Genomic DNA, 14,981 nt, shown 5'->3' with positions numbered 1-14,981 from the left:
AAAGTAGTTGAATATTTAGTCATGAAAAAAGTGCTCCTAATAGTCAGATTAATGTCTAACTATTATGGAGCACTTCAATTGGAATCTTTGTCCAATTCCGGGGGTTAACTTCAGTCGTAGCTTGCTTTTTATTTAGATAAATTTTAGTCAAGTTTCACATCATTATCAGTATGACCAGTCTCTAATACCTGGTGGAAGTTCTCATAACTGACGTTGATCATGTCTGTTAAAGCAGGACTGGTATATGAACCAATATGAGGTGTTAATAAAACCTTAGGATACAATTCTGTTAATTGTCTGGTTAAATCATTAGTGATATTGCCATTATAATTATGGCCTAAAACTTCTGCTTCATCAGGCAGAACATCGCTGGCAAAGCCGGCAATTTGACCATCTTTAATTGCCTTAATCACAGCAGGATAATCTGCCAGTTGTGATCTGGCAGTATTGACCAGAACCGCATTGTTCTTCATTTTACCTAGAAAAGCTTCATCTATCAAATTATCATTTTGCCCTGGGAAATAAGGTACATGAATTGAAACAATGTCGGATTGAGCTAGTAATTCGTCTTGACTTACAAACTTTACGTATTGTTTAGCAAAATCACTTGGATAAGGATCGTAGCCCAAAACATTGGTCCCCATGCCATGATACAGTTGTGCTTCCGTAGCACCAATTCTACCCGTACCTATAATACCTACTGTACTGGAATGGACTTCCCCTGAAAAAGTGGCAGTCGAAACTGAAAAGTTTCCCTTATTAGTCAAGGTGGTAGCTAAGGCGGTATGTCTAAAGAGCATCATTCCTAAAGTCATAGCTAATTCAGCCACTGCGTATGGTGAATAAGCCGGAACGCGGGCAACTTTCATATCATATTTCTTGGCGGCCTTGAGATCAATATGGTTATATCCCACTGTTCTCGTGAAAACATATTTAATGCCCCACTCATTGAATTTAGCTAAGTTGGTTGCATCACCTACACAGTTGGCTCTGAGTAAAACTGCATCTGCTCCCTTAGCCGTTTCAACATTATCATGAGTTAACATGTCGGATTCCAGCTGCAATTCGTAATTATATTTATTTAATTTTTTAAAATAATCAACTTCATTTTCGCGAACGCCATAGGCTACTATTTTAAACATTTTAAAATTTCCTTCCTAATTAATGAAATATACCAATTTGACTGAGAACGCCCAGAAAAGCGATCCATATTGGCATGGCAATAACTGCCATAATTGTTGAAATAAATGATGCATCAGAAGATAACACCGGCTCACGATCAAAACTGATTGCATAAGATGATGCAACAGCTGCAGTTGGTGTAGCCATCATGATGATAATTGTTCCTAATGCAATGTAGCTAACAGGTAAAATATTAGTTACAGATAAAATAACTAGGAGCAGTAAGTTCAATAATGGCACTAATATAACCTTGTTAAAACTGTAGTACCATGAAGTCTTGTTGGCAGCAGCTTCTTTGAATGAAGTTGAACCTAAAGTAGAACCGATTGATAACCAAGCAAGAGGTGAAGCCAGATTTGCTAAGTATTGCATTGGTTTATATAGCCAAATTGCGGTTTGGTCAATACGGTAAAACGCAACGTGCACTATCGGGGCATTGGCATTGATTACGCCGTTAACTGCTTGTTTAACAGCTACTTGAGGTACGTAATTTTGGCACAACCATAAAATCAGACCCAAGAATGTAGCAATTACGACCGGGTTGACAAACATCTTCTTTAAGTTGCTGGCCTTCATCTTGAGTCCGGACATCTTGATATACGCATATGAATATAAAAAGATTCGGTAACCAATGTTAAAGATAGAGCTGTACATGATACCTTTAGGACCGAAAACAGCCCCTACAATTGGAATACCAAAGAAAGTAGTTGAACCAAATGTGGTCAATACTGCCAAAACATCCCTTTTATCTTTAGGGTATTTAACATAAGACAACGGGGTCAAGAATATCAAAATGATATAAATTACAATTCCCCAGATTAAAACATTCATCCCTTGTGATAAAGTTTCATTACTAATTGGTTGCATGAATGAGTTAAAAGCCAATGCTGGTAACGCAACTGTCAAAACTATTTTGGACAATATTTTTCCAAACTTTTCGGTAAAAATACCGCGTTTACGCAGGTAAAAGCCCAATAGAATAATGAAAATTGTTGACGTTATTGAACTGACAATCGCAACATTCGAAAAAGTTACTTTGATTGCTTGCGCAATATTCATTTTATTTCCTCCTATTAGTTATTCTTTTCACATTGATAATACTACTTATTTGTGAAACTAATAACTTTATCAAACTAAAGTAACCTTTTGTAACTTATGTAAATTTAAAAGCCGTGACTTGCTCATCTAATGTTAATCCCAAAATTAGGACAAATTCGAATTCATAGCAAACAGGCAAACCATTCAAATTGTGGTTTGCCTGCTTTTAGTTGATGCTCGAATAGCGGTGTCACATTATAATCTAACTAATCAATTTTAGCGGCGTTTCATATTCTTTTGGCAATTAAACTAATGAAACCAGACTTTAGAAAAAGTTTCAGGCTAATTATCGTGTTCTTTATGCCATTCTTTAATTTGCTCCAGCCTCTTTTTAAAGCGGTCTTCATGGCCTTGCGAGGTCGGCAAATAATATTCGTGTCCCTCTAAACTCGGTGGTATAGTTTTCATTGTCGTTAACTTGTCTTTAGCAAAATGCGCCAGCTGGTAACCTTTACCATAGCCCAAATCTTTCATCAACTTAGTCGGAGCGTTGCGAATTTGCAAAGGCACTGGTTCATCTATCGTCTTCTTAACATCTTCTTCAGCGGCTAATCTAGCTTTATAAACTGCATTTGACTTTGGCGCAAGTGACAGATAGATCACTGCTTCCGTCAAATGCACATCACATTCCGGCATCCCTATAAATTGACAAGCCTGAAAGACGTTGACCGCCACATTCAGTGCATTAGTATCTGCCAAGCCAATATCTTCACTGGCAAAGCGCACTAGTCTGCGTGCAATATAAAGCGGATCTTCTCCACCTTCAAGCATCCGCGACAGCCAATAAATTGCCGCATCTACATCGCTGTTACGCATTGATTTATGCAAAGCGGAGATGATATTGTAGTGTTCTTCCCCGTCTTTATCATACAAGACTGACTTTTGCGTGATTAATTGTCCCAAATTGTCCATGGTCACAGCGATTGTATTACCATTTTTGTTGCCGTTTAAAACTGCCATTTCCAGCGTGTTTAAAGCAGTTCGGGCATCACCGTTGGCAAATTTAGCAATGGCTTTAATCTCCTGCTCACTGATTTTAACGGTTAACTTGCCAAAACCATTAGGGTTGTGCAAAGCATTTTGCAATAGCTTGATAATATCTTTGACTTCAAGCGGTTTTAAGACAAAAACCTTGCAGCGTGAAAGCAGCGCTGAATTAACCTCAAAAGAAGGATTTTCGGTCGTGGCACCAATTAACGTGATACTGCCACGTTCAACGTAAGGCAAAAAAGCATCTTGTTGTGCTTTGTTAAAACGATGGATTTCATCAACAAATACCAGCGTTTTTTGTCCTACTTCGTGTTCTGCTTCAGCCTGCTTCATAATCTTGCGGATTTTAGTAATACTGCTGTCAACTGCACTAAAGTTGAAAAAACTCGCCTGACTCTGCCGGGCAATTATTTCCGCCAAAGTTGTTTTGCCGACTCCCGGTGGTCCCCAAAAAATCATTGAGGAAACTTGGTCATTATCAATGATTTCCCGCAATATTTTTCCCGGTCCCAGCAGCTGTTCTTGCCCTACAAACTGATCTAGGTTTTGGGGACGTACACGGTTAGCCAATGGTTCATTTTGTCCACTATTTGCAAATAATGATTCTTGCTTCATCATGACATCTTCTTTTTATTTACTTTCAGACACTTACTAACCTAATTATACAAGCATTTGTTAGCAAGCAAAAATAATCGAACGCTTGTTTGAGATAAATTTATTAACTAGTTTGCGGTACAATGATATAAGTAAAGAATTTGTATATTATGAGGTGAAGATATGAAATTTTTCAAGAAAGTTGGTATTGGCTTAGCCGCAACAGTGTTGACAATTAGTCCGCTGCTGCCAAGTCTAAATCATGTTCAAACAGTGCAAGCTGCGCCAAAAGCACAAAAACTAGCTAAAAACAGAATTACTTTAGTCAATGACGCACCCGTATATAATCAATATGGTCAAAGACTTAAAGCAAGAAAAAACGGGAATTATTCTGTAATTGAACCAGACGTTAATGGTTTCTGCTATGTTTCTTCTTTTGATGTCGACTCCTTAGATTATTACGGCACAATAATGATTAATGGGCAAAAATACTATAAAATTGGTCAAGGAGAATATATTAATGACGGTGATGTTAATAACGTTAACGGTAAAAGCTCTAAGACCGGTAAGCTGGTTTTGAATCACAGATCTGCGATCTATACTAAAACAGGTAAACTAAAAGGCAAGACTCTACCAGTTAAATCAGTCGTTAACTATCAGGGCCAGGTTAAGCAAACCCAATCTAATCAAAAATATTACTTTGCAAAATTTAACGTTTCTGAGCAAAAGGCAACTTTTTATTACTTGCCGACAGCAACTGTTAATGGTAAAGACTGTTATGCAATAGGGAAAAATCGTTATATTAGAGCAAATAACGTTGATAGTATAGATGGGTATCCCCTTATGTACAATGGCGTGACCTATGCTACTGTTCTCAAAAAGACGACAACTCAAACATTAACCAATGATTCTACTAAGCACGTTCTCAAAAAGGGTCAAAAAATTAAAGTTGATTTAGCGGTTCAACCTTGGGCAGAAGACTTTGAAGGCTATATTTATCGCCTGCACGATTATCCTAACGAATATGTTGGTCAAGGTTACATTAAATTAAGAAACTATTTGCCAACATCAAGTTACGATGAGCTTACATTCACCTATGTAAAGCCTAATACGACGACAAATACTAAATTCTATAATTTTGACGGCACTACAACAGGCATCAGTTACAGGAATCGTAATCAAAGCCCCTTGACCGTTGATGGTCTTTATTACATATGGGTACCTAGCGCAAACAAAGCAGAATTGTTTTACCACTTTTTAACCTACAGAACAGACAGAAGCTATTTCGTTAATAACGACGGCACTGATCTTAAAAAACCAGAGTTTGACAAAACCAATAAACTAATTGAATCGACAGAAGATAAGATTCACTATACTAACAGCTTTGTCAAAGCTAGTGATGTTACTTTTGCCAGTGGAATTAAACTTACCCCTCTCAATACTGCTAAAGACGCTGAGAACGATCAGAAAGTAGCAACAGATAAGGATAAGCAAGAATTGCAAAGAAAATTTGAGGAAAATAAGAATAACAAGAATGTTAAGTGTGAGCAACAAAGTGCAGTAAGTAATTATAATAATGCTTTGATGATTGCTTCTTCTGTTTTACAATCTCCAAAAGCAACGATTGCTCAAGTAAAGCAGGCAATTTGGCTACTTGACACAACTAAAATTCAATTGAGTACTTTAAACTTTGCCGAATGGAGTTAAATTAAAAAATGGAGTTAGTCCACTTTTATGGTGGATTAACTCTATTTTTATTGCTTAATTTGAAAATTAGTTTACCCTTGCCAAAATATTGTAAATCAGACAAAAGTTCTAACAATTTATATAATAAAACAATTTTAAGCAGCAGTTTAGGGTACAATGATATTAACATAAGTAATTTTTTGCGAGGTCATAAAATGAAATTTTTCAAGAAAGTTGGCATTGGCTTAACAGCCTTGGCTCTATCCACCACTCTATTTTTGCCATATACCGCTAACCCCCAAACAGTAGAAGCAGCTCAGAAAGCCAAAGGAAAAGTCACACTGCTTGAGAGTGATTATGTTTACAACCCGTCAGGCCATAAAATAAAATTGAAGCAAAATCAGAGTACACATAGCTATAACATTCCTAACGGCTTTAGCTCTGATCCCAAGGGCTATTTGACTACAGAAATGATAGTTTATGATGATGACAGTAGAACCAGCTATCCCTACTACGGCACTAAAAAAATTAACGGACAAAAATTTTACCACTTAGGGCATAACTATTACATTAATAGTGCTAATGTTTTAAAAGTCAATGGGCGCAATATCCCACAAGGTAAATTGACTATCAAACACGATGCACTGATTTACACCAAGACTGGCAAACCAACGGGAAAGAAACTAAGAACTAATACAGTAGTTAAGTACCAAGGAAAAGCTAAGACTGCTACTAAAACACCCAAATATTTTTACTATCTTAAAGATATAGATAGATACTTCAACCCCCGCTACATACCTACTCATAAAATCAAAGGGAAATATTATTATTCTTTAGGACATAATCGTTACATTAAAGCAGCCAACGTCGGCTACATTAATGGCCACATTGCTCGCTACAACGGCACTGTAAATGCCACAGTCACTAAAAAAACTTATACTACAACAATAAATTTTTCTGCCGCAAAGCGGAAACTCAAAAAAGGACAAAAGATTAAACTTGATTTAACTGTTATTCCTTATGAAAGTGATGGCTTCGAGGGTTATATATACAGATTACATGATTACCCGGATGAATATGTTGATGAGGACAATGTTAAGCTGAACAGGAATCTGCCTATCATTGATTATCGCGACTTAGTTTATACTTACGTTACGCCAGTGACAGACAACAGCGTTGAACTTTATGACACAGCTGGCAAGACAATTGGTAAACGTATTATAAAGCCGCAATACAGTAATCTTACAGTTGATGGCTTAATGTACCTCTGGGTACCTGAGGAAAATAAGGCGGAACTGTTTTATCATTGTTTAAATTACAGTGACGCCAGTGTGATTGATGCCAACCAACCAAACCCGGTGCCAAATTCAGAGCCAACTTACCCTGCAAAAAAGCAAGCACTAATCTATGGCAATAACTTTATTAAGGTGAACGATGTGAAATACGTCAGCGGGTTAAAGTTAAAAGCACTGAATACGATTGCGCAGGCTGAAAATGGGCAAAAGATTGCGACAGGAGCTGATAAGCAGGAACTGCTCACACTTTTTAATGAAGGAAAAGATATAGCACAAAATAGTGCTTATGATGATCTTATGTCTAATTATGATTGTGCCTTAAGAAACGCTTCTGCTATGTTAAGGTCTGATAAGGCAACTGTCACGCAGGTAGATGAAGCTGTCTGGTACGTTAAAACCGCTAAAAAGCAGCTGACAACTATGTCTACTCCGCCGGGTGATTAAATGGCTACTGGCCGGAGCAATATTAGTTTTACAAAAATAGTCCAAGCAAATATAATAGACAATATGTAGAGTCTGGCGAAAACGAGACTATCAGTTTAATGCCGATTTATTAGTTATTAAAAAATAGCTATAAACTGATAAAAAGTTGTGACAAGCCTAGCGATAAAGGTTATTGAAATCAAATTTAAAGGAGTAAATTAAAGTGAAATTACATAAAAATATTATTGTTGCAGCTGTCGCGGGTATTACCGTTTTAGCGCCAGTTATTAGTCAAACTTCAGCTGTTTTAGCAGATGTAGCTGCAACTAACCAAACAAATACTAATACCAACACTAATACAAATAATCCAGATACAAGTGCAACAGATAAAACTGAAACTCCTGTAGCTGAACCAATTTCGCAACCTATCCAAGATACCCACGTATTAATATCAGAAATATCTTGCCCTGTAGCTGAACCAATTTCCCAACCTATCCAAGATAATGATCCCGAGCCTAAGACCAATATCCACAAGACTAAGAAGACCTGGTCAAAACGCCACCAGAAAGCAAATAATTATTTCAATAAGAACGTCAAGAAGGGGCAGAAGTTAACGAATAAGACTAAAAAATTAGCCCTATACAAGAAGACCTTGAAACATTTTAAAAATTATAAGACTAAGTATGCCAAGACTTTCAAGAAATATCTTAACGCTGAAATTAAGTGGTTAAACAGACAAATTAAGAAAGATGTTCCTACTACTAAACCATCGGGTGATTTGAAGCCACAACCTGTACAAAAGCCAAAGAAAGCAAAAGCACCTACAAATGATCATGGTGGGTGGTTTGACACTATTATTTATAAGATTTATTTGCAAGATTATAAATATTATAAGAAATATCCTACACTTTATAAAAAAGATGTAAAAAATGATATTAAAGCTTTGAAGAAACGAGGCTACAAGTTTAACGCTGACTTATCTGATAAGGGTTATAAGAAGCATAATAAAAAACTAGAAGACCATGACAATCTTCTTATGGATGAAGGCAAATTAAAATAATCTTCAGTGTCCTCACTAATAGAACAAAAGACTAATTCGCAGTTAAAGCGAACTAGTCTTTTTTATATTATTTAAGCTTGAACCCTTTAGGCAGCTGGGGCTTTTTGCCATTATACATAACATAAGTTTCTTTAGGACTCTTTTTAGCCGAATGGTTATACAGTTTTAGCAATTGCTTTTCAGTATACTTCTTGCCCCGAGGCTTGGCAATTGTGCCTTTGCCAACAGCTTGAATATGTTTAAATCCTTGACCTACTCCTGAACTCTTACGTAAGCGGTAATGCCCAAGCTTGACAACAAAGCCTTTGGGATTGCCAGCATTTTTCAAAACCTGACTATTATGGATATTAAAATGACTTAAATCAACTCCAGCGAGCTTCTGATCATTAGTAAACATTTCCGTTGAATCATACACTTTTGGTAACCGCCAGCCATGCAAATCAACAAAAACAAGATTATCACAGTTCATAAACATTTCGCTGACCCTAGTAACTTGGCGTGTATCCCAAGTATGCAGGTCAAGCTGCTCAAGACTTTTTGCACCTTTAAACATCCTAAGCATATCAGTAACTTTGGCAGTATTGAAGTGCCTCAAGTCAATGTCTTTTAGACTGCTGTCACCACTGAACATTGAATTCATCCAGCGTACGTTCTTGGTGTTCCAGCCCGTTAAATTGAGTTTAGCCAAAGAGCTGTCTCCAGAAAACAGCGAGATCATATTAGTAACGTTGCCGGTATCAAAACTACTTAAATCTAAACTAGTAACAGCTGGATTGTCTGCGAACATTTCTCTCATATCTTCAACTTTACTCGTATCAAAGTGACTGAAATTTAGCTGATCCAAATGAGCGAATTTTGCAAACATCCTCGCCATATCTGTAACATTACCGGTATCAAAACCACTTAAGTCAAGCTTAGTTAAGTCAGAACACCCTTGGAACATACTTTTCATACTGGTAACGTTTTTGGTGTCCCAATTAGCCAAATTTAAGTGAGTAACAGTGCTACCCCTAAACATTTCTGCCATATTTGTCACTTGACTGGTAGCAAAACTACTCAGATCAAGACTTGACAGATTTTGGGTACCGGAAAACATCCTAGACATATTATTAACTTTTCTGGTATCAAAGTGCTTAAGATTTAGTTCAGGAACTTTTATTCCAGCAAACATACCAGCCATGTTAGTGACATTACTAGTATCAAAATTAGCCAGATTAAGTTCTGCCACATCGCTATCCGCAAACATCTCTGCCATATTGGTCACTCGGCTGGTAGCAAAACTACTCAGATTAAGACGTCGCATCGGACTGTTTCTAAACATACCACTCATATTAGTGACTTTGCTGGTATTAAAACTGCTCAAATCTACTTCTGTTAAGGCTGTGTTGTCAAACATTCGTTCCATGCTAGTCACTTGGCTGGTATCAAAGTGACTAACATCAGCTTTAGTTAGTGCTTTGTCATTAGTAAAAAGCAAAGCCATATTTGTCACTTGACTAGTATCAACTTTGTCGAGACCTGTAATATCCTCCAAATACTCAAGACCGGCAAACTTTTCTGCCGAATTCGGAGCCATTTGAATCGGTGTTTCAAACACAATATGCTCAATATTACCAGACCATTTAAACTGCTTTAAAAATGGTGTGCTGGATAATTGACTGCTCTTTTGCGCGCCACTAATCCGCAGAGTTCTACTAATAACGTCGTATTTCCATGTGCAGCTGCCATCAGTGCCAGTCCACAGACCGGCATCAGATGGCAAACCTGTCGCACTAATTGGGACAACAGCATGAGTTTCTGTTGCAGCAGCAACATTTACGTTTGTTTGCACCGTTACGACTAAACCTAATGCCATTGTTGCAATACCTATCCCAGTTTTTTCAAACTTGATTAAATTTGGAAGCTTCATCTTGATACCTCTTTTCTCTTACCCTAATTATACGGGTTTTTTGCTTAAAACTTATTAATGATTTAAAACTTAAGTTAAACTTTGCCAGACTGTTATTCTTTTACTGTAAGACATGTATTGCTGCACCTATATTAGGTTATAATAAATTTAACAGAAAGTAGTAGAGATAGTGAGGGTGAATTATGAAGCTGACAAAAAGAATTGGAATTAGCCTGGCTATTTTAGCACTGGTCGTAACTCCACTTTTAGCAAATTGCAATCAAATACAAACAGTAGTGGCTGCTAAAAGCAGTAAAAAGACCGCAAAGGGTAAAATTACTTTAATCTATGGTGCCCATCTTTATAATAAACATGGTCATAAAATTAAAAACAAGAAAAAATATCTGCCTTATGCTCAAGATGATGCCAGTGGTTATAAGTATATCTATAGCTTTAATGCAGATGTTATGAAATACTACGGCACTAAAAGAATTAAGGGCCAAAAATTCTATAATATTGGTAAAGGTTGCTACATTAATGCCGCAGATGTCAAGGAAGTTAACGGTAAAAACAGTAAAAAGGGCAAATTAGTTTTATTACAAAAATCAGCTGTTTATACTAAAGCCGGTAACAAGAGTGGCCACACTTTACCTAAGCGAGCTATCGTTAAATATCAAGGCAAAGTTAAACAAGTTAAGTCAAGACCAAAATACTATTATAGTAAATACTTTAAATCAGATAACGATGAGCATATTTTCTATCTGCCACTCACAAAAATTAAAGGGAAAAACTATTATGCCATTGGTAAAAATCGCTATGTCAAAGCCTATAATGTTGCAAGTTTAGATGGTTATCCTTTAACTTACAATGGGGTTACAACTGCCACCGTTCTTAAAAAGACAGCCACTCAGACTTTAAACGAAATGAAAACCAAACATATTTTAAAAAAGGGGCAGAAAATAAAAGTTGACTTAGCCGTTACGCCTTGGGCAGAAGATTTTGAAGGCTATATTTTCCGCCTGCATAATCATCATAATGAATACATAGATGAAAACTGTATCAACCTGAGAAATTACCTACCAACGACCGATTACTCTGATTTAACCTATAGTTTTGTTACTGCAAAGACTACTGCAAACGTTAAGCTTTATGACGCCACAGGAAAACCCGTTGGGATTAGTTTTAACACTGCAAAGCAGTCTAACTTTAATGTTGACGGCTTGTTCTATATTTGGAATGGGGCTACAAACAAAGCTGAGTTGTATTACCACCTTCTGAGTAACAATTTAGATAGAAAAGCCCTTATCAATAATGATGGCACACAATTGAAGGCCCGGGCGACTGACAAAAAATATGGGCCAACCATTCTCACCACCAGTGAAAAAATAATAGCAGCTAACAGTTTCGTCAAAGCAAGTGATGTGAAATTTAGCTGGGGCATAAAACTTTCTCCTGTAAACACTTCGTTAGCAACCGAGCAGAAACAAAAGGTAGCAACCGACAGCGATAAAGTGAAGCTCCAGAAAGACTTCGTTTCTGGACAGCAAACTATTAACGAGAGTGTCCATTATGATGGACTTATGCAGAGCTATGACTATGCTTTAGCTAATGCTGCTGTTGTCTTACGGTCGAGCAAAGCGACGCTGGCACAAGTAGATCAGGCAATCTGGCTGTTAAAAACCACTAAAAAACAGATAAAAACTTTAAACTTCCCTGAATTCGCCTAAAGCTTACTAGAAAGACAAACAAAAAAGGATTAGTTCTAAAATGTGATATGACCCCCAAATTAAGATAATTTCGAGGATCATATCAATGAGCTAATCCTTTTATTTTACTTAAGATCAAAAATGAAATGATTTTGGTAACTGTGGTTTTTTACCGTTATACATGACATAGGTTTCTTTAGGGCTCTTTTTGGCAGAGTGATTATACAGCTTAAATAATTGCTTTGCAGTATATTTTTTGCCTTTAGGATTTCTAATTGTTCCTTTGCCTACAGCTTGAATGTGCTTAAATCCTTGACCTACACCTGAACTTTTACGCAAACGGTAATGGCCCAGCTTCACAGCAAATCCTTTAGGATTGCCTGCCTGATTTAAAATCCTGCTGTTATGAATATTAAAATTAGTCAGATCAACCCCTGCTAATTTCTTGTCCTGCATAAACATATCAGTCGCATCAATCAGTTTAGGCATGTGCCAGCCATGTAAATTAACTTTAGTCAGATTAGGACATTGAGCAAACATCTCACTTACTTCAGTTAATTTACGGGTGTTCCAATTATGTAAATCAACAGTTTTGAGACTCCGATCATTTTTAAACATCTCATAAGCTTCAGTGAGACTATTAGTTTTAAGATGACTTAAATTAATATTGACCAGCTGCGGGTCGTTTTTAAACATGCGACTCATACTCCTGACCCGTTTGGTATTCCAGCCTTTCAAATTAACCGTCTTTAAGTTGTCATCATCACTAAACATTTCAGACAAATTTTTATTGGACTTAGTATTAAAATGGCTTAAATCTAAGCTGGTAATTTTTTTCATACCAGAAAACATATAGCTGGTGCTAGTGACCTTGCTGGTATCAAAATTACTAATATCAAAATCAATTAAATTTTCAGCACCCTCAAACATGCCAAACATATCAGTTACCTTGCTGGTATTAAAGTGCTTAATATCCAAGCTAACCATATTTTTTAATCGTGCAAACATAGTGCTCATATCAGTAACATTGGCAGTATCCCAGCCCGTTAAATTAAGTTGTTTTAATGCTGTATCGTTTGAAAACATACCTGACATATTAGTTACTTTACTAGTATCAAAATTACTCAAATCCAAACTGGTCAAATTGGAATCTCCAAAAAACATAGCTTTCATATTTTGAACATTACTAGTATTAAAATTGCTCAAGTTTAGAGTTGTTATGTCCATACTATGAGAAAACATATTGCTCATGTCCGTTACGTTTTTGGTATTAAAGCCAGAGCAGTCGAGCTGTTTAATCAGGCAATTATTGAACATTCCGCTCATATTTTGTACTTTACTGGTATCAAAGCTATCTACATTAATCGTTTCTGCCTTGGTACTGGAAAACATATTTGCCATATCGGTTACTTTGCTAGTATTAAAGTTTTTTAAATCCAGCTTTTTAAAATTGGCCGCCGCAAACATGCTGTTCATAGTGGTTACATTTGCGGTATTCAATTTACTCAAATCTATTGCTGTAGCAGTAGCATTATCCATACCTAATTTAAAGAACATGTTACTCATATCTGTAACTTTACCGGTATCAAACTTACTAATATCTAAGCTAGTAAGTTTTGCATCACCAGCAAATAAACCAGACATATCGGTTACCTCACTGGTATCAGCGTTCTCTAAACCCTTAATATCAGACAAATATCTCAAATTAGCAAATTTTTCTTTTGAATTTGCAGACAACTTAAACGGACTTTCAAAAACGATATGCTCAATACTTCCAGCCCATTTAAATTTTTTAATAAAAGGTGTGCTTGACAATTGTGCTCCTTTAGCACCACTAATAGTCAGCGTATTAGTAAGGACATCATATTGCCAAGTGCAGCTGCCATCCGTTCCAGTCCAAAAACCTAGCTGATTATTGCTAGTGCTGGCTGCAGCCGGTGTTGTTTTTGCAGTTTGACCGTTAGCAGCAGGTGTTACTGAATTGGCAGAAACATTCTGCACCAGATTAACGCCATTCATCATGCCCAAGACTGCGGCAGCCATACTGATGCCTATTTTTGTTAAAATATTTTGCTTGAATTTAGTTGACTTCATTTTCTGACCTCCTTTTGCTCTCAATTTCATTGTAAGCCTTTTAAAAACTAAATAATATCTTCTTTTGCGTTTACTTGCGCCAGCTTCCAGCCAGTCATAAAGTGCTGCTCGCGTAAAGAACGCAAGTCAGTATAATCGCTCTCCAAGCTATCAATTGCATCCTGCAATTTTTTGTTTTGCTTACGCATCTGGTCAAGTTCAGGATCATTAACCACACCCTTAAGATGCATTTTAGCGGCTAATTCTCGGCGTCTTTCTTCAAATTCACCCTTCAATGTAGCAAGAGCATTTTCATATTTGACCAGTTTGTGGTTAACTTCAGGAATTTCATTATTCAGACTGACAAACAATTTATAGGGCATGTTGGACTTAATACGATTGCATTCCGTGCAGGATAAAATCAGGTTGTCAAAATCATTATTATGTGACAGTGAAACCGGATCTTTGTGATCAACGCTGCGGCCGCGCCTGCCGCAATATTGGCAGCGATAATGGTATTTGGCACGAATACGCTCGCGGTCAATATAATCCACTTCATTGAGCTTAAAGTCGACGCTTAAGCCTAATTTCCTTAAGTTTTCAGCAAAAGTAAATTCGCTACTGGGTATAAAGCCAGTTTGACCTGTCTCGCTGTCAATTACCGCTTGATTAAAATCATGTGCTGATAGTTGTTGCTGGGCTAATTCATTGCCGTCATAATCCTGAATAAAGGCTTCATAACGCTTGCGCAGGTCATTTTTAGCTACCAAAAAAGAAGTATTGCCATTGTCTTCATCTTTTCCGACAAAAGTAAACAGTAGGCATTGCCCAAAGACTTTCACTGCAATATTGGCAAAATTCTCCGGCACTTCTCCTCTTTGAATGCACAGATCACAGATACTGGTTAACTTAGGATTAACCAAACCTGCTTGTTTAAAATGTTTGGCATTGATACGCAAACCGCACGCACTGCATTGAAACTTCAC

At 36.9% G+C, this 14,981-nt stretch carries 10 protein-coding genes; 4 read left to right on the top strand and 6 right to left on the bottom strand.

From position 1 onward, the window contains the following. Positions 1-143: 143 nt before the first annotated feature. The 3 genes from ACFQ32_RS09965 to ACFQ32_RS09955 form a co-directional block, all read right to left on the bottom strand. The gene (locus tag ACFQ32_RS09965; protein WP_046324142.1) at positions 144-1,142 is read right to left on the bottom strand and encodes an NAD(P)-dependent oxidoreductase; all 999 of its coding nucleotides are present in this window, start codon (positions 1,140-1,142) and stop codon (positions 144-146) included. 19 nt (positions 1,143-1,161) lie between these two features. Then, complete coding sequence (locus tag ACFQ32_RS09960) at positions 1,162-2,241, bottom strand: AEC family transporter (RefSeq protein WP_046324141.1); 1,080 nt, start codon at positions 2,239-2,241, stop codon at positions 1,162-1,164. A gap of 321 nt (positions 2,242-2,562) precedes the next feature. Further along, a complete protein-coding gene (locus ACFQ32_RS09955) occupies positions 2,563-3,885 on the bottom strand; it encodes a replication-associated recombination protein A (protein WP_046324140.1) in 1,323 nt (440 codons plus the stop codon). A gap of 162 nt (positions 3,886-4,047) precedes the next feature. Between ACFQ32_RS09955 and ACFQ32_RS09950 the strand changes: the two genes are divergently transcribed. The 3 genes from ACFQ32_RS09950 to ACFQ32_RS09940 all read left to right on the top strand — a co-directional run bounded on the left by ACFQ32_RS09950 (position 4,048) and on the right by ACFQ32_RS09940 (position 8,328). After that, positions 4,048-5,571 carry an SLAP domain-containing protein gene (locus ACFQ32_RS09950; protein WP_046324139.1) on the top strand — a complete coding sequence of 508 codons (1,524 nt, stop codon included), beginning with the start codon at positions 4,048-4,050 and terminating at the stop codon, positions 5,569-5,571. 194 nt (positions 5,572-5,765) lie between these two features. Beyond that, complete coding sequence (locus ACFQ32_RS09945; RefSeq protein WP_167334231.1) at positions 5,766-7,289, top strand: SLAP domain-containing protein; 1,524 nt, start codon at positions 5,766-5,768, stop codon at positions 7,287-7,289. Between the two features lie 202 nt (positions 7,290-7,491). Then, entirely contained in the window at positions 7,492-8,328 is an 837-nt protein-coding gene (locus tag ACFQ32_RS09940) for a hypothetical protein (RefSeq protein WP_046324137.1), read from the top strand. Between the two features lie 67 nt (positions 8,329-8,395). Here the strand turns inward: ACFQ32_RS09940 and ACFQ32_RS09935 are convergent, their stop codons facing one another. After that, positions 8,396-10,237: a BspA family leucine-rich repeat surface protein gene (locus ACFQ32_RS09935; protein WP_052724610.1), complete on the bottom strand. Its 1,842-nt coding sequence runs from the start codon at positions 10,235-10,237 to the stop codon at positions 8,396-8,398. 182 nt (positions 10,238-10,419) lie between these two features. Here ACFQ32_RS09935 and ACFQ32_RS09930 point away from each other — a divergent pair, with 182 nt between their 5' ends. Continuing rightward, positions 10,420-11,943: an SLAP domain-containing protein gene (locus tag ACFQ32_RS09930; RefSeq protein ID WP_046324136.1), complete on the top strand. Its 1,524-nt coding sequence runs from the start codon at positions 10,420-10,422 to the stop codon at positions 11,941-11,943. Positions 11,944-12,057: 114 nt separating this feature from the next. Here ACFQ32_RS09930 and ACFQ32_RS09925 read toward each other — a convergent pair whose 3' ends face one another. Beyond that, positions 12,058-14,016: a BspA family leucine-rich repeat surface protein gene (locus tag ACFQ32_RS09925; protein ID WP_052724609.1), complete on the bottom strand. Its 1,959-nt coding sequence runs from the start codon at positions 14,014-14,016 to the stop codon at positions 12,058-12,060. 47 nt (positions 14,017-14,063) lie between these two features. Continuing rightward, the gene (locus ACFQ32_RS09920) at positions 14,064-14,981 is read right to left on the bottom strand and encodes an HNH endonuclease (RefSeq protein WP_046324135.1); all 918 of its coding nucleotides are present in this window, start codon (positions 14,979-14,981) and stop codon (positions 14,064-14,066) included.

The sequence above is a fragment of the Lactobacillus melliventris genome (assembly GCF_042679465.1).
GTDB classification, from domain to species: Bacteria; Bacillota; Bacilli; order Lactobacillales; family Lactobacillaceae; genus Lactobacillus; species Lactobacillus melliventris.
Note: the sequence above shows the minus strand (reverse complement) of the source record. Positions and strands in the feature narration are given on the sequence as shown.

Coding starts and splice junctions, on each gene's coding strand:
- ACFQ32_RS09965 (WP_046324142.1), bottom strand. CDS start 1,142: ATGTTTAAAATAGTAGCCTATGGCGTTCGCGAAAATGAAGTTGATTAT.
- ACFQ32_RS09960 (WP_046324141.1), bottom strand. CDS start 2,241: ATGAATATTGCGCAAGCAATCAAAGTAACTTTTTCGAATGTTGCGATT.
- ACFQ32_RS09955 (WP_046324140.1), bottom strand. CDS start 3,885: ATGAAGCAAGAATCATTATTTGCAAATAGTGGACAAAATGAACCATTG.
- ACFQ32_RS09950 (WP_046324139.1), top strand. CDS start 4,048: ATGAAATTTTTCAAGAAAGTTGGTATTGGCTTAGCCGCAACAGTGTTG.
- ACFQ32_RS09945 (WP_167334231.1), top strand. CDS start 5,766: ATGAAATTTTTCAAGAAAGTTGGCATTGGCTTAACAGCCTTGGCTCTA.
- ACFQ32_RS09935 (WP_052724610.1), bottom strand. CDS start 10,237: ATGAAGCTTCCAAATTTAATCAAGTTTGAAAAAACTGGGATAGGTATT.
- ACFQ32_RS09930 (WP_046324136.1), top strand. CDS start 10,420: ATGAAGCTGACAAAAAGAATTGGAATTAGCCTGGCTATTTTAGCACTG.
- ACFQ32_RS09925 (WP_052724609.1), bottom strand. CDS start 14,016: ATGAAGTCAACTAAATTCAAGCAAAATATTTTAACAAAAATAGGCATC.